This is a genomic window from Gordonia sp. YC-XJ4, from assembly GCF_059511865.1.
On record NZ_CM183447.1, the window covers coordinates 4857359 to 4882100 of the forward strand.

Here is a 24742-nt window from a genome sequence, read left to right on the forward strand (position 1 = left end):
TCACCCGGTGGTCGACTCGCCCAACTCCGCGAGGATCGCCTCGGTGTGCTCGCCGAGCGCGGGCACCGGGCCCATCCGCATCTCGACGTCGTCGAAGGTGAAGGGCGGCAACAACGCCCGGATCGGGCCGATCTCGGTGTCGACCATGCGCCACCGCTCACGTGCCGAGAGCTGCGGATGGTCCACCACGCCGGCGACGTCGCGGATCTGCGCGGCCGGAATCCCGGCCGCCGCAAGGCGTTCGTCGAGTTCGGCGGTGTCGAAGGTCGCGGTCCGGGCCGCGACGAGGTCGTCGACTTCGGCACGGCGAGCGACTCTTTCGATGTTGGTGGCGTAGCGCGGGTCGTCGCCGAGTTCCGGTCGGCCCAGCACCCGGGCGAGTGCACGCCACCCGCGGTCGTTCTGGACGCCGATGAGGATCTCGCCGTCACGCGTCGGATACGCGTCGTAGGGGACGATGGCCGCGTGTCCGACGCCGCATCGCGGAATCTGCCGCCCCGCGTGCATCGCGATGTACATCGGATGGCCCATCCATTCGACGGTCGCATCGAACATCGACACCTCGATCGTGGCGCCCGCACCGGTGATACCGCGACGCACCAGGGCCGACAGGATCGAGGTGAGTGCGTACATGCCCGCGGCGATGTCGGAGGTGGGGACCCCGGTCTTGGCGGGGTGCTCGGCGGTGCCGGTGACCGAGATCAGGCCGGCCTCGGCCTGCACGAGCATGTCGTAGGCCTTGCGGTCACGCATCGGCCCGGCGGGGCCGTAGCCGCTCATGTTCACCACGATCAGCTCGCGGTGCTCGGCACGCAGGCGCTGCGCGTCGAATCCCAGCCGGGCGGCGGCCCCGGGGGCGAGGTTCTGCAGAAACACATCGGCGCGGTCGATGAGCGCGCGCACCTGCGCTGCGCCGCGCTCCTGCTTGAGGTCGACCGCGAAGGACTCCTTGCCCCGGTTGAGCCACACGAAATGCGAGGCGAGTCCCTCGACCTCGGCGTCGTAGTGTCGGGCGAAGTCGCCCTCACCGACCCGCTCGATCTTGATCACCCGCGCCCCGAGGTCGGCGAGATGCCGCGTGGCCAGCGGCGCGGCGACGGCCTGCTCGAGGGCCACCACGGTCAGGCCGGCCAGGGGAAGCGAGTCGTCTGGTGTGTCGGGCACGGGGTCGACGGAGTCGTCGGGGGTCTGTGCAAAGGCCACGTCGGCCACCCTTGCCCGCCGCGGTCACCGTGTCAATGCCGCGAGCGAATCTGGGACACATAGGGTTTACCTCACGATGCGTGAGCCGAGAGGTGTTTGCCCGGCCGCGTCCCGCGTGATCGTATGGACTGATGAGCACTCGATCGGCGGGCCCACCGACCACGGATACGGCCGCCTCGGGTGCGGTCGGACCGGGGGCCGTCACCACCGACGAGGTCGTCACGAGCACCGGCGTGGTGGTCACCGGACACCGGCAGCGGCAGGCGTGGGCCGAGAAGGTGTTGCCGCCGGTCGAAGAGGTTCGGCCCGGCGTGTTCTCGATCCCGGTACCGATGCCCGGCAATCCGTTGCGCTACATCCTGGTGTACGCACTGGTCACCTCCGCCGGCGGTCTCGCCCTGATCGACACCGGCTGGAACACCGACGAATCGTGGGACACGCTGGTCGCCGGCATCCATGCCACGGGCCATGACCTGTCCGACATCACCGACGTGTTCATCACCCACCTGCACCCCGACCATTTCGGTCTCGTCCCCCGGGTCCTCGAGCACGCCGACCCGCGATTGGGCATGCACCGCAACGACGCCCGGTTCCTGTATCACCGCGACGAGGCGCAACTCGCGCAGGAGCTCGCCGACGCACAGGTCGATCTGCGTGAGCTCGGTGCCCCGACCGACGTCATCGACGCCGGAATCCGTGAGATCGTGCGGCTACCACAGGGCCGCACGATGGACGTCGAACTCGTCGGCGATGCGCCCCTGGACATCCCGGGATGGAATCTGCGCGCAATCTGGACGCCGGGACACACGGCGGGACACCTGTGCTTCGCCGACGACGACGCCGGGATCATCTTCACCGGTGATCATCTGCTGCCCCGGATCAGTCCGAACGTGTCCACCAATTCCTTCCAGAACGCCAGTCCGCTCGCCGATTACCTGACCTCGCTGGCCAACACCGAGCACCTCGGCGACCTCGAGGCGCTGCCGTCGCACGAGTACCGGTTCCGCGGTCTCGCCGGCCGCGTCACCCATCTGCTCTCCCACCACGAGGAACGACTCACCGAGATCACCGAGGCCATCGCCGATGTGCCCGGGTCGACCGCGTGGGACATCACCCGATCGGTCACCTGGTCCCGGCCGTTCGAGCAGCTGTCCCTGCCGCTGAGCCGAATGGCCCTGCGCGAGACCAACGCCCACCTTCTGGTTCTGGAAGAACGCGGGATCATCGCCCGGTCGGGCACCGAACCCGTGCACTGGTATGTCACCACCCCCACCGATCGAGAGGACACCGGCAGATGAGCCCGGTCACCACCGAATTCGCCGACGGCGTCGCCGTCATCACCATCGACCGCCCGGAGGCCCGTAACGCGGTCAACGCCGAGGTCGCGACCCTCATCGCGGCGGCGATCGACGAGTTCGAGACCCGGGACGACATCACCGTCGGCATCCTCACCGGTGCCGGCGGAACTTTCTGCGCCGGAATGGATCTCAAGGCGTTCACCCGCGGTGAGGTACCGAGTGTGCCCGGTCGCGGATTCGGTGGGGTCACCGAGAAGCCGCCGAGCAAGCCGCTGATCGCCGCGGTCGAGGGCTGGGCGCTCGCCGGCGGCTGCGAACTGGCCCTGTCGGCCGATCTGATCGTCGCCGCCGAGGACGCGAAATTCGGTCTGCCCGAGGTGAAGCGGGGCCTCGCCGCCGCAGCCGGCGGACTGCTGCGCCTGCCCAAGATCCTCCCCTACCAACTCGCGATGGAGATCGCGCTGACCGGCGACCCCATCACCGCCCAGCGTGCCCACGAGTTCGGTCTCGTCAACGTCCTCACCCCGACCGGCGGCGCGCTCGACGGTGCGCGGGAACTCGGCGCCCGGATCGCCGCGAACGGGCCGCTCGCGGTCCGCGCCACCAAACAGGTTGTGGGCATGGCGATCCGCTACACCGACCCCGATCTCATCACCGCCCAACGCGAGGTGCTCGACCCGATCTTCGCCTCCGACGACGCCCAAGAAGGTGCTCGCGCGTTCGCCGAGAAGCGGGCGCCCCTCTGGACCGGCCGCTGACCCTCGGTATGAGCCGACCTCCCCACCCCGAGGCCCACGCCGCGCAACCGTCGGCGATCTCCCGACGCGGTCTGCTCGGCGCCACCACCGCGGTCGCAGCGGGAGTCGGGCTGGGTGCGTCGGGCCTGCGTGCTGCGTCGGCCTCCGCCGCGCCGGGTACCGCACCATTCGTGCACGCCCCACGCGTGCCCGGCTGGACCGACGGCTTCCATTTCGGGGCGGCCACCTCGGGTTTCCAGGCCGAGGGCTTCAGCCCGGACTCGAATTGGCGGCGCTACACCGACCGTGCGGCGCGGACCGGACGGGTCGACCCGGTACGCAACTCCGTCGACTTCCGGCACCGCTACCGGTCCGATCTGCACCTCGCCGCGGGCATGGGACTCAACACCTTTCGCTTCGGCATCGAGTGGGCGCGGGTCGAACCGCAACGCGGCCGGTTCAGCGCGGCGGCACTGGCCTACTACGACGACCTCGTCGCCGGGATACGGTCGCTGGGCATGAGCCCGATGATCACCCTGGTGCACTACGTGTATCCGGGGTGGGTGGCCGATCAGGGCGGCTTCCTCGGCCCCCGAACACTCGGCGACTTCGAGCGGTATGCGCGCATGATCACCGCTCGCTACGCCGAGCAGTGTTCGATGTGGATCAGCATCAACGAGCCCTTGGTCTTCTACGGCCATGAGAAGGAGATCGGCGCCCTCACCGACGCCGACATGCCGCGGTTTCTCGACCGCGTCGCACAGGCCCACCGGATCGCCCACGCGGCCGCACATGATGCGAATCCGCAAGCGCGCGTTGCGGTCAACGAGGCCTTCCTGCCCGCGGTCACGCCGGTCACCGATGCGTTGTTCATGAATCGGGTCCTCGACACCCTCGACTTCGTCGGCATCGATTACTACTACGGTGCAGCGCTGAACAATCTCACCACGATCGCTGCGGCGGGTGGCGATTTCGCGGCGGTCCGCCCGCAGCCCGACGACATCTACCAGGCGTGCCATCACTACGCGCAGGCCTTCCCCGGCACACCGCTCTACATCGTCGAGAACGGCATGCCGCTGTCCGACGGAACACCCCGCGCCGACGGGTACACCCGGGCGGATTTCCTGCGCGACAGTCTCTTCTGGCTCCAACGAGCGCGCGGCGACGGATTGCCGATCGTCGGCTACAACCACTGGTCGATCACCGACAATTACGAATGGGGCAGCTACACACCGAGATTCGGTCTGTACCGGGTCGACGTACTGCGCGATCCGGGCCTCACGCGTCATCCGACGAGCGGAGTGGACGCCTACCGTGAGCTGACCGCGGGTGCGGGGCCCGCGGCCAACTACCGACCGGTGATGGCCCCGGCGGTCGGCTCGTTCGCCCGCATCCCCCAATCGTGGACCATGCCCTCCCGCGTCGACGGGCCGCGGGCACAGCTCTGAACGCCGCGGCTAGGCTGTGGCAGTGGACCTGCATCTCGCCACCTACTTCGTCGCGGTCATCGACCACGGCGGGATCACCAAGGCGGCGCATGCCCTCTACATTTCCCAGCCCTCGCTCTCCCAGGCCATCCGCACGCTCGAACGCCGTCTCGGTGTCACCCTGTTCGATCGCAGTGGTCGACGGCTCGAACTCACCGACGCAGGTCGGCGCGTCGAGGTCGCCGCACGCCGTATCCTCGCCGACGTCGAGCGCGCGAAACTGAAGGTGGCCGCCGTCCGCGAACTGCGCTCGGGACGCGTCGACATCGTCACCGATGCCGCCTTCGCCATCGACCCGCTCGTCACGATGGTGCGGGCGTTCCGGGAGCGACACGACGCCGTGGTCGTGCGCGTCCACGCCGCCGACGGCCCGTCCGGGGTGCTCGCCGCGTTGCGGCGCGGTGACGCCGAGATCGGGATGATCGATTCCGATGCCGACCACGCGTCTCTCGTATCGATCCCCCTCGGCGCACAGGAACTCGTGCTGGCCGCGCCACCGGGACTCCTCGGCGACGGTGTGGTCACCGAGTCGGGCACGGTGCCCCGCGCGGCGGTGCGCGATCTACCGCTGCTGGTCAACCTGTCCGATCAGGCGACCGCGGCCCTGCTTGCCGACGTCATCGCCGACGACGCCCGCAACGTGGTGGTCGATTGCGCCCATTCGTCGGCCATCTGGGATCTCGTCGATCGCGGCGTCGGCGTGAGCGTGGTCCCGCGTCCGGTCGCCGCCGAGCAGTTCAGCGGCGCCGAGGTCGTCGGTGTGGCGCCCCCACTGCTGCGCAATTACGGACTGGTGATGCGGTCGGGGCAACCGTCGCCGGCCGCGGTCGCCTTCGTCGCGGTGGCGCGGCGGATCAGCGGGACGCCCGCGCCACCGGCCGACGTCGTACCCGACGATGCCACCATTCCCCACGACGGAGCGTGGTGAGTTCGATGGAACTGCGCCAGCTCGAGTACTTCCTCGCCGTCGTCGAACACGGCGGCATCGGCGGCGCCTCGGCATCATTGGGGGTCACCCAACCGACTGTGTCCCAGGCGCTTCGGGCGTTGGAACGAGAAGTCGGGGTGCAGTTGTTCCACCGGATCGGACGCGGCATGGTGCCGAGTTCGGCGGGACGAGCGCTCGTCGGCTCGACCCGGCAGATCATGCGTGATGTGGCTGCCGTCGACGACGCCCTCTCCGCGGCCGGTGACGAACCGACCGGCCGCGTCGACGTCCTCGCCTCCCCATTCATCGACGGCGGCGCAGTGATCGACCTCGTCGCCGGCTTCCGGGCCCGCCATCCGGGGGTCACCGTACGCCTCGGCGACCTGCGGGTCGAGGCACAGGCATCGGCGATGATCGAGGAGGGGCGCTGCGAGTTCGTCATCACCCACTTGCCCACGGTCGGTGACGATCTCGACATGATCGTGCTCGGTGAACAGGAATTCTGGCTGGTGTGCCCACCCGGGACCGAGGTACCCGACGGGCCGATCCCGATCGCCGATCTCCCCCGCATTCCGATGGTCTTTGTTCCGCGGGGCGGGTCGGTCGCCGAAGAGATCGAGAGCGCGATCCGCGAATCCGGTGTCCGACTGCCGATCGCCGTGCTCTCCGACCATCGGGAGCAGCGACTTCCCATGGTGCTGGCCGGGATCGGGGCCACCCTGCTCGAACGTCGCATCGCCGAATCGGTGGCCGATCGTGCGGTGGTGCGGCCTGTGTCACCGCGGTTCGCACGGACTTTCGCGATGATCTTCGATCCGGGCGGCCTCTCGGTCGCCGGTCAGGCGTTCGCCGACGTCGCGCGGTCGATGGCCGCGCAGCGAGCGGTCCAGGAGTGAGGTGCGCGAGGTGCGCACGACTCAGTCGTCGAGATCACCTGCGGCTTGCGCCTTCTCGGACTTGATCGCATGTCGCCGGGCCAGCAGGAATGCCGCACCGCCACCGACGATACCGCCGACGACTGCCCCCACGATCGTCGTCGCCTCACCGTCCGGTCCGAGCCCGAGGATCACCGCGAGTGCCATCGACAGCGAGCAGGCACCGGTGTACAGGCTGGTGACGATGATGCGGCGCCGGGATCCGCGGGCGTAGACCAGCGTCTGGGGATCGACGCGGCGAGCCGTGCAGAATCGCCGCCATTCCATCGCGGGCGCGATCAACGCAACCCACCACAGGACGGTCACCCAGGCGGGCACGAACCACGCCGCGACGGCGCCGATCGCCCACAGCAGCAGCGTCGAGAGGGTGTAGATGTAGGCGTAGCCCTCCAGCAGTACCGCGCGCTCGCGTTCATCGCCCCACGATGCATCGTCGGGGCCGAGCAACAGATCGGGGAATGTGGTTCGTCCGGAACTCATCTCAGCTCTCCTGGGTCTCAGTTCTCCGGGGGCAACGGGAACAGTTCTTCGACGCCGGCACCGAGCGCCCGCGCGACCCGGATGGCCAGATAGACCGACGGTGCGTAGTCGCCACGCTCGAGCGACACGATCGTCTGCCTGCTCACCCCGACCGCCTTCGCCAGGTCGGCCTGCCGTAGGGCCGCCCGGGTCCGCGCGGCCCGGATCGGCGATGAGACAGCGGCCAGGTCGGGCATGCCACGAGTAAAGCCGCCTTGACATCAGATGTCAAGGCGGCTTGTCACGAGAATCGGTTATCCGCTGACCCGTTCGAATACTGCGGCCAGCCCCTGCCCGCCGCCGATGCACATCGTCTCCAGGCCATAGCGTGCCTCGCGCCGGTGCAGTTCCCGCGCCAGCGATGCCAGCATCCGCCCGCCGGTCGCGCCGACCGGGTGCCCCAGCGAGATTCCCGATCCGTGGACGTTGGTGCGCGCGAAATCGGGACTGTCGGTGGCGAATCGGCCGAATCCCCACTCCCGGGTGACGGCGAGCGCCTGCGCGGCGAAGGCCTCGTTGAGTTCGATGACGTCGATGTCGGCGAGCGTCAATCCCGCCTTGTCGAGCGCCTTGGCGGTGGCCGGCACCGGGCCGATGCCCATGGTCGCCGGCGGCACACCGGCCAGACCCCAGGACACCAGGCGCACCAACGGCGTCAGACCGTGCTGTGCGGCGACCTCGGCGGTGGTCACCAGGCACATCGAGGCCGCGTCGTTCTGTCCGCTGGCGTTGCCCGCGGTCACCGTGGCGTCGGGGTCGGTGGCGCCCATGATGGGTCGCAGTCCGGCGAGCGACTCTCGCGAGACGTCGGCGCGCGGATGTTCGTCGGTGTCGATCAGCTTCTCGGACTTACGATCTCGCACGGTGACCGGGATGATCTCCTCGCCGAGGATGCCGTCCTTCTGTGCACGAACCGCGCGCATGTGTGATTCGACGGCGAGATCGTCCTGCTCCTCGCGGGAGATCCCGTACTCCTTGCGGAGGTTCTCGGCGGTTTCGATCATGCCACCGGGTACCGGCCAGTTCTTGCCGCCGGCGGTCGAGCGAGCCCGAACCAGGCTGTCATGCATGGCGATTCCGGTGCGCGCACCACCCCAACGCATGTCCACCGAATAGAACGACGCGTTGCTCATCGACTCCGTACCGCCTGCGACGACGAGATCGTTGTCGCCGCAACCCACCTGGTAGGCGGCCTGGATGACCGCCTGCAACCCCGATCCGCAGCGTCGGTCGATGTGCATGCCGGGTACGGTGGTCGGCAGTCCGGCGTCGAGTGCGACGACACGGCCGATCGCCGGTGCCTCACTGTTGCCGTTGCAGTGACCGAGGATCACGTCGTCGACGGCGTCGTCGGGGACACCGGTCCGCTCGAGAAGTCCGCGCAGGGCGGCCACCCCGAGGTCGACGGCGGTCAGCGACCGGAACATGCCCCCGTAGCGCCCGATCGGGGTGCGCACGGGCTCGCAGATGACGACATCACGCATGAAGTCGGTCCTTTCCGTTGTGCTCGGCCGCGGCGAGTTGGGCTCGCAACGCAACTTTCTGGATCTTGCCCGCGGCGGAGGTGGGCAGCTCGTCGACGACGATCACCTCGCGGATCTTCTTGTAGGGCAACACCTGTTCGGCGACGAAGCCCTGCACCGCGTCGGCGTCGACCCGGTGGCCCGGCCGGGCGACGACGAAGGCCACCGGCTCCTGCCCGACCGGCCCGGCCTCCCGGGCGACCACCGCGGCACCGGCGATGTCGGGGTGGGTCACCAGAATCTCCTCGAGCTCACGCGGATACACGTTGTAGCCCTTGTAGATCAGCATGTCCTTGGCACGGTCGCAGATGTAGAGGTAGCCGTCGTCGTCGACGTAGGCGATGTCGCCGGTGTCGAGCCATCCGTCGACGTACTGTTCTGCGGTGATCTCGGGGTGGTGCAGGTACCCGGCGGTCACCTGGGGGCCGCGGACCCACAGCCCACCGCGTTCGCCGGCGTCGAGTTCGGTGGTGCGATCGTCGAGCGAACGGATCGACACCTCGGTGTCGAATGTCGGCAATCCGACACTGCCGAAACGGTATTCACCGGTGCCATTGCCGGTGGCCGCCAGCGGCGCCGACGAGACCAGGCACGTCGCCTCGGTCAGCCCGTAGCCCTCCACGACCGCACCCGACGGGAAAGCCGCGGCGAGCCGCTCGAGCGTGACGTGATCGATCGGCGCGGCCCCCGACGACACCACCCGCACCGACGAGAGATCGCGTGTGGCCACATCGGGATGTGCGGCCAGCGCATGCCACATCGTCGGGCTGCCGGTGATGTAGGTGGCGCGGTGACCTTCGATGAGATCGAGCATCCGGGCCGGATCGAATCGGCCGGCCAGCACATGGGTGGCGCCGCACATCAGGAGGAAGGACATGTTGATCAGGGCGTGCGCGTGATAGAGCGGGGACACCACGATGGTGGCGGCCTGCCCGGGTACGACGCCGCGTCCGGCGCCGTCGCGCGGGGTGAGGCGAAATGACCCGTCGTCGTTCTCGGTCACCGCATGTCCGGCGCGCCAGGCGATCATCTGGGTGACGTTGGCGATGACGTTGCGGTGCAACACCTGCACGCCCTTGGAGACGCCGGTGGTGCCACCGGTGAAGGCGAGGTGGGCCACATCCGCACCGGTGATCCCGACCCGTGGTGCGGGGCCTGCGTCGGCGGTCAGTTCGGCCAGGGTGATCAAACTCGCTGGGGTGGTGTCGGTCTCGGACCCGATGTCGTCGCCGACGAGGATCGCGGCCCGCAGATCGAGTCCCTCGATCGCCGACGCCAGTGTCTGCGACTGCGGCTCCTCGGTGACGACCGCGACGGCGTCGGTCTCGACGAGTTGGGCGCGCAACCCGGCGACCGGCTGCGCCGGGTTGATCAATGTCACCGTCGCGCCGGCGCGCAACGCCCCGTAGTAGGCCAGCACGAAGTCGGCACTGTTGGTCAGGTGCAGCGCAACGACGTCGCGTTGCACCACCCCGATCGCGGCGAGCCCGGCGGCCACCGCGGCCGTGCGCACGTCGAGATCGTCGAAGGTGAGCACCCGCTCGCCGTCGATGACGGCCGCGCGGTTCGCATACAGCCGGGCCATACCTGCTGGCAGCGTGGCGAGAGTAATTGCCGGATAGTGTAATTCGGTCATCGCGGGGCCATCCGAATGGCGCCGTCGAGGCGGATGGTCTCCCCGTTGAGGTACGGATTCTCCACGATCGAGACCGCCAACCGGCCGAATTCGTCGGGCTTGCCGAGCCGCGAGGGGTTCGGGATGCTCGCGGCCAGCGACTCGCGGACGTCGTCACGCAACCGCGCCAGCAACGGGGTGTCCATGGTGCCGGGGGCGATGGTGTTGACGCGGATGTGCTTGCTCGCCAGATCTCGTGCGGCCACCAGCGTCATCCCGACGATGCCCGCCTTGGAGGCGCTGTAGTTGATCTGGCCGATCTGCCCCTCGAACGCGGCGACCGACGCGGTCATCACGATCACGCCCCGCTCGCCGTCGATCTCGGGCAGTCGGGCCATCCGCTCGGCGCCCAGCGAGAGGGCGTGGAAGGAGCCGATGAGGTTGAGCCGGATGACGAACTCGAAGTCGTCGGCCGATCCGGCGCGGCCCTGCGCGTCGAGGATGCGCATCCGGCGACCCGCACCGGCGCAGTGCACGAGAGCGCGTAGACCGCCGCGTTCGTCGGCCACGTCGAGCGCGGCGGCGAACTGCTCGCGATCGGTGATGTCGGCGGGCGCGAATCTCGCTGCGGCACCGAGCTGTTCGGCCACCTCGACGCCGTCGGAGGTCGGCAGGTCGATGAGGGTCACCTGTCCCCCGGCATCGACGATGCGCCGGGCGGTGGCCAGGCCGAGGCCGGAGGCTCCGCCGGTGATGGCGGTGGAGAGGTCCTTGAGTTCCATACATCTGCTCCTGAGGTGGTCAGCCGATGAGTTCGAAGATGGTGGCGTTGGCCATGCCACCCGCCTCGCACATCGTCTGTAGTCCGTAACGGATGGTGTTGTCGCGCATGTGATGCGCCAGCCGGGTGGCGAGGATGGCGCCGGAGCCGCCGAGCGGGTGCCCGACCGCGATGGCGCCGCCGAGCGGATTGAGCGCCTTCTCCGCCGCACCCGTCTCGATCTGCCACGCCAGCGGGACCGGCGCAAACGCCTCGTTCACCTCGAACGCCCCGATCTCGTCGATCGAGAGCCCGGACCGGGCAAGGGCTTTGGCGGTGGCCGGGATGGGCCCGGTGAGCATCACGACCGGATCGTCGCCGGCCACCACGGTGGTGTGGATGCGTACCAGCGGGGTCCAGCCGTGTGCGGCGGCGGTCTCCGACGAGCACACCAGCAGCGCGCCCGCACCGTCGGAGATCTGAGAGGCGTTGCCCGCGTGGATGACCCCGTTCTCGTCGAACACTGTCTTGAGTTTGGCCAGTGACTCCAGCGATCCGCCGCGCCGGATGCCCTCGTCACCCTCGAGGACGCCGGGCACCGGGGCGAGTTGACCGTCGAACGCCCCGGCATCGCTGGCTGCAGCTGCGAGTTCATGGGAGCGCAACGAGTACTCGTCGAGTCGGGTGCGACTCAGATCCCAACGCCGGGCCACCATCTCGGCGCCGACGCCCTGACTGAACCGGTCGACGCCGTAGCGGTCGAGCACGGTCGGGGGCTGATGCTCTCCGTTCGGGGCCGCGCTGCCCATCGGCACGCGGCTCATCGACTCGACCCCACCGGCGACGACGATGTCGAGCTGACCGCTGATGACCGCGGCGGCGGCCATCGCCAGCGACTGCTGGCTCGATCCGCAGGCCCGTGTGATCGTGGTCCCCGGAACACTTTCCGGCCAACCGGCGGCCAGGATCGCGGTGCGCGCGATGTTGCCCGCCTGTTCGGCGTGCTGGCTGACGCACCCCCACATGACGTCGTCGACGTCGGCGGGATCGACGCCGGTGCGCTCCACGAGTGCCTCGAGGACGTGGGCGGACAAGTCGGCCGGATGGATACCCGACAACGCCCCGCCCCGGCGTCCGATCGGGGTACGGACCGCATCGACGATCACCGCATCTGTCATGAGGAGTTCCTTTCTCGAAACCACTACCAACGAATCGACCCCTACCTACGAATCGACCCCTATGAACGAATCGACCATGACGGGCGCTCGATCACAAGGTGATTCACGCTCATGGGGTCATAGCCGCGACCTATGTCGCGCTCGGCACACCGGCATCACCGCGGATCGCGGCCTTGTCGCGACCGGGGTCGACGAAGATCAACGCGAGGACGGCGGCCACGGCCGAGACCACACCGAGGATCTGAAAAGCGGTGGCGTACCCGGCGGCCGGCGACGACGCGGCGTCGACGATGAGCCCGGTCGCATAGGGCGCGATCAAACCACCGACGGCCATGACGGCCAGGAATGCGCCCAGGGTGCCCGCCATCTGCCGCGGTGGGCAGATCTCCGAGATCGCGGCGTTGAGCAGCGGGAACACGGTCGCAGCGAATCCGTAGCCGACGGACACCACCAGGACCGCGATGATCGGCGTGCCGATCGACGGCAGGGCGACGAGCATGGCGCCACAGATCAGCACGCCGACCGAGGGCACCACGACGCGCACACTGCGTGCCGACGAACCCGCGGAGATCATCCGGTCACCGACGATCGAGGACACCAGCATCAGCACCAGCCCGACGATCGACGGCAGCGCGAACATCGACCCGGCCTGCACGCGGCTGTAGCCGAGCCCGACCTCGAAGTACGACGGCAACCAGGTCAGCACGACCGTGACCAGCGCATACACGCTCATCACCAGCAGGGCGCCGAAGACGAAACTCCGGGAGGTCAGGATGCGTCGCCACGGCACGGACGGTTCGTCGGCACTCGGCGCCTCTGCACTTGCTTCGCGCGCGGCACCGGTTGTCGTGTACGGCCCCTCCCGCCACACGGCCAGCCAGATGACACACCAGAGCAGGCCCGCCGCGGCGAGGCAGACCAGTGCCGCTCGCCAGCCGAGGCTGACGGTGACCACCGCGAACGCAGGTGCGATGGCGATCTTCGCGATCGACGCGGCGCCGGCGAGCAGGGCCGACGGCAGCCCACGCTTGGCGGGCGGATGCCACGAGTAGGCCGCGGTGTGCAGCAACGCCGAACTGGGCCCCTCGGCCAGCCCGAGGAACAACCGGCTCACCACCAGCACGGCGAAGGCGGCCACGGCGACCAGTGGCAGCATCGCGACGGCCCAGCACAACGCCAACACCACCAGTGCCCAGCGCAGAGTCATCCACCGGTTGAGCACGCCGGCGAAGAAGCCACCGACGGTGAAGGTCAGGAAGAAGAGGCTGCCGACCAAACCGATTTGCGCCGAACGCAATCCGAGCTCCTCGGTCAGCGGTTGGGCAATGATGCCCAGGACGGCCTTGTCGGCGTAGTTGATCACGTAGAGGGCGACGAGCAGCCCGGTCAGTCCCCACGCGGTGCGGCGGGAGTCGCGAGGGCGGGCGGCAGTCGAGGGCATCGATGCCGGCGTCACCGACGAATCGGCGGCCGGTTCGGGGGCCAGGTGGGCCATGGCGGGATCCTGTTCGGGTCGGGGGGGGTTGGGGGTGGCGCCGGGGGTGCGCCAGATCACATCAGACCCCAGCAAACCGTTCGCCGGAAATGCCGACAATGCCCGGATCGACGATCGGTGCCCAAAGTGTTGCCTATACGTGCTGGTCAGCGGCCCGCAGTCGCTTCTTGCACGCGTGGCATTGTCTCGTCCTATCGGAGCCTTAGCCGAAGACCGCATTACCGGGCGGTCCCGTCACGGGCATGCTGAAGACCATGGCCCGCCTTGCCCAGACCCTCGGTCTCACCGATATCCAGACCGACATCGTCGCCAACGTGCGGCGCTTCGTCGACACCCAGATCATCCCCAACGCGCAAGAACTCGAGCATGCCGACGCCTACCCCGAGGAGATCGTCGCCGGCATGCGGGAGATGGGACTGTTCGGGCTGATGATCCCGGAGGAGTACGGCGGGCTCGGCGAATCGTTGCTGACCTATGCACTGTGCGTCGAGGAACTCGCGCGCGGCTGGATGAGTGTGTCGGGCGTGATCAACACCCACTTCATCGTCGCCTACATGCTGCGACAGCACGGAACCGAGGAGCAGAAGCAGCGGCTGCTGCCGCGGATGGCGACCGGCGAGGTGCGTGGCGCCTTCTCGATGAGCGAACCGGACCTCGGCTCCGACGTCGCGGCCATCACGACGTCGGCCAAACGCTCCGACGACGGAACCTACACGATCAACGGCGCGAAGATGTGGCTCACCAACGGCGCCTCGTCGACCCTGGTCGCGGCGCTCGTGCGCACCGACGAGGGAGCCGAGAAGCCGCACCACAACCTCACCACCTTCCTCATCGAGAAGCCGGCCGGGTTCGGCGAAGTGGTTGCCGGACTGACGATTCCCGGCAAGATCGACAAGATGGGCTACAAGGGGATCGACACCACCGAGTTGATCTTCGACGGCTATCGCACCGATGCCGAGCACATCCTCGGCGGCACACCGGGCCGCGGATTCGCACAGATGATGGACGGCGTCGAGGTCGGCCGGGTCAACGTATCGGCGCGCGCCTGCGGGATCGTCCAGCGCGCCTTCGAACTCGCCATCACCTACGCCCAACAGCGACGCACCTTCGGCAAGCCGATCGCCGAGCATCAGGCCATCGCCTTCTCGCTGGCCGAGATGGCCACCAAAACCGAAGCGGCGCACCTGATGATGGTGAACGCAGCCCGGCTCAAGGACTCCGGCGAACGCAACGACGTCGCGGCCGGGATGGCCAAATACTTGTGCAGCGAGTACTGCGCAGAGGTCACCCAGGCCAGTTTTCGTATCCACGGCGGCTACGGCTATTCCAAGGAATTCGAGATCGAACGGCTGATGCGGGAGGCTCCCTTCCTGCTGATCGGCGAGGGCACCAGCGAAATCCAGAAACAGATCATCTCCAAGGGTCTGCTCCGCGAGTACCGAACCAACTAGAGAGGCCAGAATCCATGCAGCGCACCGTGTTCAACGACGACCACCAGGCCTTCCGCAAGACCATTCGCGACTTCATCGCCAAGGAGGTCGTGCCCGTCCACCACGACTGGGAGAAGCAGGGGCATCCGCCGCGCGAGTTCTACAACAAGCTCGGTGAGCTCGGAGTGCTCGGCATCGAGGCGCCCGAGGAATACGGCGGTGGCGGCGAGCACGACTTCACCTACTCGATGGTCATCGCCGAGGAATGCGCGCTGGCCGGGGTGACGTTCGGCAGCTATTCGGTGCATGCCAACCTCATCCTGCCCTACCTGATGGAGTACGCGACCGACGAGCAGAAGCAGCGGTGGCTACCCGGATTCTGTTCCGGCGAGCTGATGTTCGCGATCGCTATGACCGAGCCCGGCACCGGGTCGGATCTGGCCAACATCTCCACCACCGCCAGACTCAGCGAGGACGGCGACCACTACATCCTCGACGGTGCCAAGACTTTCATCACCGGCGGCGCCCTGGCCGACCGCATCCTGGTGGTCTGCCGCACGTCGGACTTCGACCCCGACAACCGCCGCGGCGGCCTGTCGATCCTGGTGGTCGACACCTCCTCCGAGGGCTTCGCCGTGGGCCGCAAGCTGGAGAAGATCGGGCTCAAGGCCTCCGACACCGCCGAACTGTCGTTCAGCTCGGTGCGCGTGCCGGTGACCGACCGTCTGGGCGACGAGGGCGCCGGATTCCGGTACCTCACACACAATCTGGCGCAGGAGCGGCTCACCATCGCGATCGGCTCGGCGGCCACCGCCGCCGCTGCCCTGCAGCATGCACTTGCCTACACCCGCGAGCGTGACGTCTTCGGGCGGCCGGTCGCCTCCTTCCAGAACACCAAGTTCGTGCTCGCCGAATGCTCTGCGGAGGTCGAGGCGATCCAGCAGTTCGTCGATCACGCTCTGACGCTGCACAACTCGGGTGAGCTGTCGGTTCCCGACGCCGCCCGCGCCAAACTGTTCGCCACCGACACCGCGGGCCGGGTCATCGACAAATGCCTGCAGCTACACGGCGGCTACGGCTACATCACCGAGTTCCCCATCGCCCGCCTCTACGCCGACACCCGCGTATCGCGGATCTACGGCGGGACCAACGAGGTGATGAAGACGATCATCGCCAAGGATCTGGGGCTGTAGCGGCCTCCTGCGACGCGCACCCCGCCCCCTTCCCTCCGATGGTCGAGGTGCGAGCCGCGTGCGGCGAGCCTCGAGACCCGGCGAGACAACAAGCCTCCCAACCACATCGAGCATCGACAGCGAAACCCGCACCCCTACCACACCCCACCGACAGAAAACCGCCACCAGCCCACCACCGAAACCCGTTGTCCACAAGCACCTTTGCCTCCCCAGAACCATCGAACACCCTTGCCTTGATCCCTATGTTCGAGTAGGATGGAGTCATCTCACCGATCAGCCACTGGGGAGGGGCCCATGATCGACACCACCGCAGCTCTAGATGCCGAGGCAGTTTTCGCCGGGATAGTCACCCAACTCAGTGACCTGCAATGGAATCCGGAGATGACCGGGCCACAAGCCTTCGGTGCGATGAAACAAGTACTGCTGCTTCGTAATCTGGTTGATCACCATGCCACCACCCTCACCGGTGAGATGGATCGCCTGGGAGTGGCCGATCACAAGACCACCCGGCTACGAGAGTTGTTGATCAGCATGGGTTGCGCGCCTGCCGTCGCAGGTCGGTACGTGCGGATCTCGGCCACCACCGACATCGATCTGTTGTTGGCGCATGCCGCTGACGGGTCCATCTCGTCCGAACACACCGACGCCATCATCCGCGGATTGACCCACATCGACACCCGGTCCCCCGAACCCCTCGACACCGTGCAACGCTGCGAATACCTCCGGAAACTGCTGTCGCACTACTTCGCCGGCTTCACCCCCGCCGAGATCAACCTCTACGCGCGGCAGTTGGGGAACGAGTTGGCGGCCGAAACGCCTGGCGGGTTGCCGGCCGCCGAGGACAAGTCGATCAACTCCTACACCGACCGCATCACCGACGACGGACGGTTGGAGATCTCGGCGAACCTCGACATCGTCGCCGGCGAGAAAACACGCACGCTGATGGAAACCTTGTCGGCGCCCAAGCCTCAACCCGACGGGTCCCCGGATCCGCGGACACCCGAACAGATCTGCGCGGCCGCGTTCGAAACGATCGTGGAGTTGGCGGCACAAGGTTTGGCGGACACCACCTTCTCGGCGAAACCGACCAACGGCCTGTTGTGGACCTGGTCGGCGGACAACCCGGCACTCGGTGGGGATTTGCAGAACATGGGTGCGATCACCGAAGCCACCGCCCGGTTGTTGTCGTGTGACACCACCATCACCAGAATCATTCTCAACCCCGACGGCGTACCCCTCGACGTCGGACTCAAAGAGCGCTTGTTCACCCCCGGCCAACGCAAAGCACTACTCGTCCGTGACCGCGGGTGCATCAAATGCGGAACACACGCCGGACGCTGCCAAGCACACCATGTGCACCACTGGAGCGATGGTGGTCCCACCGACCTCGACAACGGATGCCTCCTGTGCACCAGCTGCCATGACGATGTCCACCACCACGGCTGGGACATCATCATGGGATTCGACCGGCACCCCTGGCTGGTTCCACCCGCCAGCATCGATCCGAAACGACGACCGATACCGTCCTATCACCGACGGACCATGCGACTCGACGACGCAGCAGCCTGACCCACGCTGCCCCACAACCTGATTCCCCGCACCCGGCCCCGCCGGGACCGCATCTGTTGTTTGAGAACTCAATAGCGAACCGCCCCACGGTGGTCGAGATGATCACCGTGGGGCCCGGCCGCATCTCACTGCCCGCGTCTCACTCCCCGCGGAGCTCCTGTAACCACGCACGTGCGGAGGCGTCCGACGGTGAACGCCAGTCACCGCGTGGCGACAGCGAACCGCCGGAACCGATCTTGGGTCCGTTGGGCATGGCTGTGCGCTTGAACTGGTTGGCCATGAACCGCTGGCAGAAAACCGTGAGCCACTTGTCGATCGTCGCCGCGTCGTAGACGTTGCGGTCGTCGAGCGGCTCGGTATCCCACGGCGTTCGGTCGAGATCGCCCCATGCTTGACGGGCGAGGTACGCGACTTTGCTGGGACGGTAGCCGAACCGGGTGAGGTAGTAGAGGAAGAAGTCGTGCAATTCGTACGGCCCGACGGTGTCTTCGGTGGATTGGATCGCACCGTCCTCGCCTGGCGGTACCAATTCGGGCGAGATCACGTCGGCAAGGATCTCGGCGAGTACCGCACTGGTCTCGTCGGAGAACTCACCGGAGGTAATCATCCACCGGATGAGATGGCGGACAAGCGTTTTGGGAACCGACCCGTTGACGTTGTAGTGCGACATCTGATCACCGACGCCGTAGGTGCACCATCCGAGGGCGAGCTCGGAGAGATCTCCCGTGCCGAGGACGATGGCGCCGTGGTGGTTGGCCAGGCGGAACAGGTGTGAGGTCCGTTCCCCGGCCTGCACGTTCTCGAACGTCACATCGAAGACCTTCTCGCCACGCGAGTACGGGTGGTCGAGGTCGGCGAGCATCTGCTCGCACGACGGGCGGATGTCGAGTTCGGTCCCACTCACGCCCAGCGAGTCCATCAGAGTGTGCGCCCGCCGCAGGGTTGCGCCTCCGGTGGCGAAGCCTGGCATGGTGTAAGCCAGAATATTGGTGCGCGGCAAGTCGAGTCGATCGAAGGTGTCCACCGCGACCAACAATGCAAGGGTCGAATCGAGTCCACCGGATACGCCGATGACGACCTTCTCGAGTCCCGTCGCACGCAAGCGCGCCGCGAGTCCCTGCACTTGGATGTTGCCGACTTCCCGACAACGTTCATCGAGGTCGCTGGTGCCGCTGGGCACGAACGGGAACCGCGCGATGGCACGTCGCAGCACCTCGACGTCATCGGTTCCGGGCTGCACACCGAAGCTGAAACCGATGCGCCGCAACCTTTTCAGGTCCTCGGCGTGGTCGCCGACCTGATCGCGCACACTGGTCATACGCATGCGCTCCTGGCGCAGACGGTCGAGATCGATGTCGGCACTGATGGATTGGGCACCCATCTCGAATTGCTTACTGCGTGTGAGCAGGGTCCCGTTCTCGGTGATCAACGCGTCGCCGTCCCACGCGAGATCGGTCGTGGATTCGCCGAAACCGGCCGCCACGTACAGGTGCGCGGCGATGCAGCGCGCGGAATGGCTGGTACTCAACAACTTCCGGTACGACTCTTTGCCGACGGTTACCGGGCTACCCGACAGATTCGCCAGGACGGTCGCGCCGGCCAGCGAGGCCCACACGCTCGGCGGGATGGGCACCCAGCCGTCCTCGCAGATCTCCACGTGCAGGCAGAAGCCCGGGACGTCCTCGGCGTCGAAGAGGAGATCCGCACCGAACGGGACGTCGGAGCCGAAGAGCCGCACCGTATCCTGCGGCGCATCGCGCGCGGCACTGTAGTAGCGCTTGTCGTAGAACTCTCGATAGTTGGCCAGATACGACTTGGGGACCACGCCCAGCACTGCGCCGTCACGGATCACCGCAGCACAGTTGTACAGCCCGTCGCCGACCACCAGCGGTAACCCCACCACCACGAGCGGCATCAACCCTGCACTGGCGTCGACGATCGACTTCAATGCATCGCGACAGCCGTCGAGAATCGCATCCTGCTGGACGAGATCGTCGATGCTGTAGCCACACAAACCCATCTCGGGGAAGACGACGAGCAGCGAGCCCTCTGCGGCACCCTGCCGCATCGACTCGACGGTCGCCTCGGCATTGGCCTTCGGATCGGCGATGCGGACGACCGGGATTGCCCCGGTGACCCGCGCGAAACCATGGTCGTGAACAGACACGGTCTCAGCCTAACTGCGGGGCCGTTGGCGGCGTCGACCCTCAGTCGTCACACGCCTCGATCAGCGCCTTGAGTTGGTGATCGAAGGCCTCGGCGATCACCTCGACGTCGGGCACCTCGTCGGGGCAGGTCAGGATGCCGACGTTGAGGTGCCCGTCGACGGAGAAGACGGTGATGTTGAGGGCCAGGCCGTGAAAGATCGGACCGAGCGGATAGATGGCGGCGACCTTCGCCCCGCAGAAGTACATCGGAAAGTCGGGGCCGGCGACGTTGGAGACCGTGACGTTGTAGATGGGCGGATGATTCATCGACAGCTTGCGGTCACCGTAGAACTTCATCAGCGTCGACAGCGTGGTGCCGGGGGCGAACTGTGCCCACGCACGCAGGATGTTCGCGTCGATGTCGGCGTGATGTTCCTTGGCGCGGCGGGCGAGTTCCCCGGCACGTTCGAGCCGTTCGACCGGATCGGCGACGTCCGACGGCAATTCGGTGAACATGCCGGTGACCTTGTTGGTGCCGTTGACCACCAGATCGCGCTCGTCGGCATCGTGGACCGACACCGGGACCATCGCCACCAACGGCGAGCCCGGTAGGTCCCCGTGCTGGGAGAGATATTCGCGCAGCGCACCGCCGACCATCGCGAGCACCACGTCGTTGACCTTCACCCCGAAGCGGTTCTTCACCCGCTTGACGTCGTCGAGGGAGAGTTGGGTGGTCGCGATGCTGCGGTGCGGCGAGATCGGCCCGTTGAACACGGTGCGGGGCGCGGCGAAGGGGGCGGGCATCCCGGTACGCGACCGCGACCGGCGAAACCACTCGATCGGTACGCCGGCGGTTTGCGGAAGCAGTTTGGCCATCGCGATCGGTCGCTGCACGAAGTAGTTGAGGGCGCCGGAGATCACCATGCCGGTGCGGTTGGGTCCACCGGCGGTCTCGGCGACCTTGTCCGGGTCGACGTCGGGTTCGTCGGGGGTCAGGCTGCAGAGCTGGCCGAGCACCTCGGCGGTGGTGACCCCGTCGACGCTGGCGTGATGCATCCGCAGGAACGCGCAGATCTTGCCGTCGGCGCTGCCCTCGATGATCCACAGCTCCCACAGCGGTTTGCCCCGGTCGAGGGCCTGCCCGGCCAGATGTCCGCAGAGCTCGTTGAGTTCCTTCTTGCCCGCGGGCGAGGGCAACGCGACGCGGTGCACGTGCCGGTCGATGTCGAAGTGGTCGTCCTCGACCCACACCGGGTGGTCGATGTTGAGCGCGGAGTTCTCCAGTTTGCGTCGCAACATGGGCATCGCGGCGACCCGCGCGCTGAGCTGGGTACGCATTCGGGTGAAGCTGTAACCACCGGGAATGGTGCTCGCATCGAGTTCCATGATCCCCACGACATGCATCAACTGCGAGCGCGTCTCCAGATACAGGAACGACGCGTCCAAACCACTCAACCGCTGCACTGCGGACCTCCACTTGTCTTGGCCGGAGCACCCGTGGGCGCTTCGGCGACGCGGCCCTCTCTCGGCCCCCGAAACCATTCTGCTCCCCGTCGGCGGTCATCCCCACGCATTGCGCGAGAATGCGAAATTCGACCGATTCGGTTCGGGTCACCGTAGGGTGGACACGTGTCCAACGCAGCCTCCGCACCGACCTTCGACGCCGCCGAACTCGACGCGGCCTTTGCCGACTTCCAGCGGACCGTCGCCGAGATCGGGGTCAGCCGGGACTGGGACCGCTTCGCCGACCTGTTCACCACCGACGCCGACTACGTGGAGCACGCCCTGGGCGTCATGCGTGGTCGCGAGGAGATCCGGGCGTGGATCTGGAAGACGATGACGGCATTCCCGGGCAGCCACATGACGGGATTCCCGGCACTGTGGCACGTCGCCGACCCGTCGACCGCACGGGTGATCTGCGAGGTGGACAACCCGATGCGCGATCCCGGCGACGGCAGCCTCATCACAGCGACCAACATCACCATCCTCACCTACGCCGGCGACGGGCTGTGGTCGCGCGAGGAGGACGTCTACAACCCGCTCGAGTTCGGTGCCGCCGCCATGCAGTGGTGCGAAAAGGCATCCGACCTCGGTACTCTCGACGACAGCGCGGCCGAATGGATGCGCCGGATCGGGCCGGCGTTCGCCGCGCGCCGCTGATCTGTTGATCGCCTGTGAGTACGCGTCCGGGTCTGGACCCGGGCAAAGCCGACCCCGCAGGATGGTGAGCCGGGGTAACACCATGCGCGCCCACAGCGACATCCGAAAGACAGCGACATCCGAAAGACAGCGACATCACCCCATAGCAACATGACCGAGAGGTCGGGTTACGACACCGTAGGTAGTGACTTGGGTTCGGCCTGCTATGTGCCGTAGCCTGTAATGCTGACCCAACCGTGTGCGCACCGACCCCACACGTATGCGACCACCGTTCGGAGGAATCTCTATGGCACGTGCACTGACTCAACTGGAGCTCTTGCAGGAACTCGCTCCGGTTGCCGAAGAGAACGTGAACCGACACCTCAAGATCGCCCGCGACTGGAACCCGCACGACTACATCCCGTGGGATGAGGGCAAGAACTACCCGGCGCTGGGCGGTCCGGACTACGACCCCGAGCAGTCGCAGCTCAGCGAGGTCGCCAAGGCCGCGATGATCACCAACCTGCTGACCGAGGACAACCTGCCCTCGTATCACCGCGTGATCGCCGACAACTTCTCCATGGATTCGGCGTGGGGCCACTGGGTGGGTCGGTGGACCGCCGAGGAGAACCGTCACGGCATCGTGATGCGCGACTACCTCGTGGTGACCCGCGGTGTCGATCCCGCCGCTCTCGAGGCCGACCGCATGGTCCACATGACCAACGGCTACGACCCGATGCTCGCCGCCGCCGGACGCACCGACGAGCTCGAGGAGCACGTCGACGAGCTCGGCATCCTGCACTCCGTCGCCTACGTGACCTTCCAGGAGTTGGCCACCCGGGTGAGCCACCGCAACACCGGCAAGGCATGCAACGACCCGATCGCCGACAAGATGCTGCAGCGCATCGCCGCCGACGAGAACCTGCACATGATCTTCTACCGCAACATCTGTGGCGCCGGGATGGATCTCGCCCCCGACCAGACGCTGCGCGCGGTCACCGACATCGTCACCAACTTCCAGATGCCCGGCGCCGGCATGCCCAACTTCCGCCGCCACGGCGTGTTGATGGCCAAGCACGGCATCTACGACCTGCGCCAGCACCTCGAAGAGGTCGTGCAGCCCGTCCTGCGGAAGTGGAACGTGTTCGACCGCGACGACCTCTCCGCCGAGGGCGAGAAGACCCGCGAGGAGCTCGCCAGCTTCCTCGAGCAGCTCGAGAAGGACACCCTCAAGTTCGAGGAGATGCGCGACCGCGCCCTCGCCCGCGAGGCCAAGAAGCGGGAGCGTCAGGCATCCTGAGCACCGCACCGACCCTGACCGCACCGGCGTCCTCGATCACCGAGGGCGCCGGTTCGGCGTCGGTCCCGACCACCACGCCCGACCCGACGTCCCGAGCATCCGGGCTGCGCATCGGACCGTTCGAGTTGTCGAGCCCGGTGGTCCTCGCACCGATGGCCGGGGTCACCAACGTCGCCTTCCGCACCCTGTGCCGCGAACTCGAACTCGCCCGCACCGGGACGGTGTCGGGGCTCTACGTGTGCGAAATGGTCACCGCGCGAGCGCTTGTCGAGCGCCATCCGGTCACGATGCACATGACCACCTTCGGCCCGGACGAGAATCCGCGGTCGATGCAGCTGTACACCGTCGACCCGCGCTACACCTACGAGGCCGCGAAGATGATCGTCGAGGAGAACCTCGCCGATCACATCGACATGAACTTCGGTTGCCCGGTCCCCAAGGTGACCCGCAAGGGTGGCGGATCGGCGATCCCCTACAAGCGCACCCTGTTCCGCAAGATCGTCGCCGCCGCGGTGCGCGCCACCGAGGGCACCGACGTCCCGGTCACCGTGAAATTCCGCATCGGCATCGACGACGAGCACCACACCCACCTCGACGCCGGGCGCATCGCCGCCGAAGAGGGCGCGAAAGCCGTTGCGCTGCACGCCCGTACCGCGTCGCAGCGGTATTCCGGGCTCGCCGACTGGGATGAGATCGCACGTCTCAAGGAGCACGTCACCGATGTCCCGGTGCTCGGTAACGGCGACATCTTCGAGCCCGCCGACGCGGTGGCGATGATGCAGCGCACCGGGTGTGACGGCGTCGTCATCGGCCGCGGCTGCCTCGGCCGGCCGTGGCTGTTCGCCGAGCTCGCCGCCGAGCTGAATGGCCTGCCCGCACCCGCCGCACCCACCCTCGGCGAGGTCGCGGCCATCATCGTGCGCCACGGCGAGCTGCTCGCCGACCACCACGGCGAGGACAAGGGCATGCGCGAGATCCGCAAGCACGTCGCCTGGTACCTCCGCGGTTTCCCTGCCGGATCGGATCTGCGCCAACGACTTTCACTGGTCACCACGCTTCCGGAGCTGCGCGATCTGGTGGCGACGCTGCCCGCCGGGGCCCCGTTCCCCGACGACGGACACGGTCCTCGCGGGCGTCAGGGATCGCCCGCCAAGGTGGCTCTCCCGGACGGCTGGCTCGATGATCCGGACGAGGACGTGGTGCCGACCGGCGCCGAGGTGATGCACTCCGGAGGGTGAGCCGAGTCCATGCGACTCGCGCACTCGCCACCGGGATCGGCGACCGGC

Annotated in this window: 21 protein-coding genes; 11 read left to right on the forward strand and 10 right to left on the reverse strand. The window is 67.4% G+C overall.

Annotated elements, in window-relative coordinates:
• A complete protein-coding gene (locus AC5ZH6_RS21555) occupies positions 1-1212 on the reverse strand; it encodes a CaiB/BaiF CoA transferase family protein (RefSeq protein ID WP_006368175.1) in 1212 nt (403 codons plus the stop codon).
• Between the two features lie 122 nt (positions 1213-1334).
• On the opposite strand from AC5ZH6_RS21555, the gene AC5ZH6_RS21560 reads away from it, so the two are divergent.
• Genes AC5ZH6_RS21560 through AC5ZH6_RS21580 form a run of 5 tightly spaced genes read left to right on the forward strand, consistent with a single transcriptional unit; the run spans position 1335 to position 6549 of the window.
• Complete coding sequence (locus AC5ZH6_RS21560) at positions 1335-2501, forward strand: MBL fold metallo-hydrolase (protein WP_006368174.1); 1167 nt, start codon at positions 1335-1337, stop codon at positions 2499-2501.
• Positions 2498-3259, forward strand: a complete 762-nt coding sequence (locus AC5ZH6_RS21565; RefSeq protein ID WP_006368173.1) for a crotonase/enoyl-CoA hydratase family protein — start codon at positions 2498-2500, stop codon at positions 3257-3259. The genes AC5ZH6_RS21560 and AC5ZH6_RS21565 overlap by 4 nt, the downstream gene beginning before the upstream one ends.
• 8 nt (positions 3260-3267) lie before the next feature.
• Complete coding sequence (locus AC5ZH6_RS21570; RefSeq protein WP_006368172.1) at positions 3268-4686, forward strand: family 1 glycosylhydrolase; 1419 nt, start codon at positions 3268-3270, stop codon at positions 4684-4686.
• 22 nt (positions 4687-4708) lie between these two features.
• Positions 4709-5653, forward strand: coding sequence for a LysR family transcriptional regulator (locus AC5ZH6_RS21575; protein ID WP_006368171.1), 945 nt, complete (start codon positions 4709-4711; stop codon positions 5651-5653).
• Positions 5654-5658: 5 nt separating this feature from the next.
• Positions 5659-6549 carry a LysR family transcriptional regulator gene (locus AC5ZH6_RS21580; RefSeq protein WP_288438820.1) on the forward strand — a complete coding sequence of 297 codons (891 nt, stop codon included), beginning with the start codon at positions 5659-5661 and terminating at the stop codon, positions 6547-6549.
• 21 nt (positions 6550-6570) lie between these two features.
• Here AC5ZH6_RS21580 and AC5ZH6_RS21585 read toward each other — a convergent pair whose 3' ends face one another.
• From AC5ZH6_RS21585 to AC5ZH6_RS21615, 7 genes are all read right to left on the reverse strand, one after another.
• Positions 6571-7068 (reverse strand): hypothetical protein, encoded by a 498-nt coding sequence (locus AC5ZH6_RS21585; RefSeq protein WP_006368169.1) that lies wholly within the window; start codon positions 7066-7068, stop codon positions 6571-6573.
• A gap of 17 nt (positions 7069-7085) precedes the next feature.
• A complete protein-coding gene (locus AC5ZH6_RS21590) occupies positions 7086-7304 on the reverse strand; it encodes a helix-turn-helix transcriptional regulator (RefSeq protein WP_006368168.1) in 219 nt (72 codons plus the stop codon).
• A gap of 57 nt (positions 7305-7361) precedes the next feature.
• The gene (locus tag AC5ZH6_RS21595; protein WP_288336355.1) at positions 7362-8591 is read right to left on the reverse strand and encodes an acetyl-CoA C-acetyltransferase; all 1230 of its coding nucleotides are present in this window, start codon (positions 8589-8591) and stop codon (positions 7362-7364) included.
• On the reverse strand, positions 8584-10266 hold the full coding sequence (locus AC5ZH6_RS21600) for a class I adenylate-forming enzyme family protein (RefSeq protein WP_006368166.1): 1683 nt from the start codon (positions 10264-10266) through the stop codon (positions 8584-8586). Before AC5ZH6_RS21600 ends, AC5ZH6_RS21595 begins: the two co-directional genes overlap by 8 nt.
• Positions 10263-11027: an SDR family NAD(P)-dependent oxidoreductase gene (locus AC5ZH6_RS21605; protein WP_006368165.1), complete on the reverse strand. Its 765-nt coding sequence runs from the start codon at positions 11025-11027 to the stop codon at positions 10263-10265. The genes AC5ZH6_RS21600 and AC5ZH6_RS21605 overlap by 4 nt, the downstream gene beginning before the upstream one ends.
• 19 nt (positions 11028-11046) lie before the next feature.
• Positions 11047-12183, reverse strand: a complete 1137-nt coding sequence (locus AC5ZH6_RS21610) for a thiolase family protein (RefSeq protein ID WP_006368164.1) — start codon at positions 12181-12183, stop codon at positions 11047-11049.
• A 130-nt stretch (positions 12184-12313) separates the two neighbouring features.
• The gene (locus AC5ZH6_RS21615; RefSeq protein ID WP_496169257.1) at positions 12314-13624 is read right to left on the reverse strand and encodes an MFS transporter; all 1311 of its coding nucleotides are present in this window, start codon (positions 13622-13624) and stop codon (positions 12314-12316) included.
• Positions 13625-13932: 308 nt separating this feature from the next.
• On the opposite strand from AC5ZH6_RS21615, the gene AC5ZH6_RS21620 reads away from it, so the two are divergent.
• The 3 genes from AC5ZH6_RS21620 to AC5ZH6_RS21630 all read left to right on the forward strand — a co-directional run bounded on the left by AC5ZH6_RS21620 (position 13933) and on the right by AC5ZH6_RS21630 (position 17870).
• Positions 13933-15129 (forward strand): acyl-CoA dehydrogenase family protein, encoded by a 1197-nt coding sequence (locus AC5ZH6_RS21620; protein WP_496169259.1) that lies wholly within the window; start codon positions 13933-13935, stop codon positions 15127-15129.
• Positions 15130-15143: 14 nt separating this feature from the next.
• The gene (locus AC5ZH6_RS21625; protein WP_496167806.1) at positions 15144-16301 is read left to right on the forward strand and encodes an acyl-CoA dehydrogenase family protein; all 1158 of its coding nucleotides are present in this window, start codon (positions 15144-15146) and stop codon (positions 16299-16301) included.
• Between the two features lie 294 nt (positions 16302-16595).
• Positions 16596-17870, forward strand: coding sequence for an HNH endonuclease (locus AC5ZH6_RS21630; protein ID WP_020170189.1), 1275 nt, complete (start codon positions 16596-16598; stop codon positions 17868-17870).
• A gap of 139 nt (positions 17871-18009) precedes the next feature.
• Here the strand turns inward: AC5ZH6_RS21630 and AC5ZH6_RS21635 are convergent, their stop codons facing one another.
• Positions 18010-20037, reverse strand: coding sequence for an NAD(+) synthase (locus AC5ZH6_RS21635; RefSeq protein ID WP_006368159.1), 2028 nt, complete (start codon positions 20035-20037; stop codon positions 18010-18012).
• Between the two features lie 40 nt (positions 20038-20077).
• On the reverse strand, positions 20078-21481 hold the full coding sequence (locus tag AC5ZH6_RS21640; protein WP_020170188.1) for a WS/DGAT/MGAT family O-acyltransferase: 1404 nt from the start codon (positions 21479-21481) through the stop codon (positions 20078-20080).
• A 165-nt stretch (positions 21482-21646) separates the two neighbouring features.
• Here AC5ZH6_RS21640 and AC5ZH6_RS21645 point away from each other — a divergent pair, with 165 nt between their 5' ends.
• The 3 genes from AC5ZH6_RS21645 to dusB all read left to right on the forward strand — a co-directional run bounded on the left by AC5ZH6_RS21645 (position 21647) and on the right by dusB (position 24694).
• Entirely contained in the window at positions 21647-22177 is a 531-nt protein-coding gene (locus AC5ZH6_RS21645) for a nuclear transport factor 2 family protein (protein ID WP_020170187.1), read from the forward strand.
• Positions 22178-22463: 286 nt separating this feature from the next.
• A complete protein-coding gene (locus AC5ZH6_RS21650) occupies positions 22464-23456 on the forward strand; it encodes an acyl-ACP desaturase (RefSeq protein ID WP_020170186.1) in 993 nt (330 codons plus the stop codon).
• A gap of 104 nt (positions 23457-23560) precedes the next feature.
• Positions 23561-24694: a tRNA dihydrouridine synthase DusB gene (dusB, locus tag AC5ZH6_RS21655; RefSeq protein ID WP_269210512.1), complete on the forward strand. Its 1134-nt coding sequence runs from the start codon at positions 23561-23563 to the stop codon at positions 24692-24694.
• Positions 24695-24742: the final 48 nt, after the last annotated feature.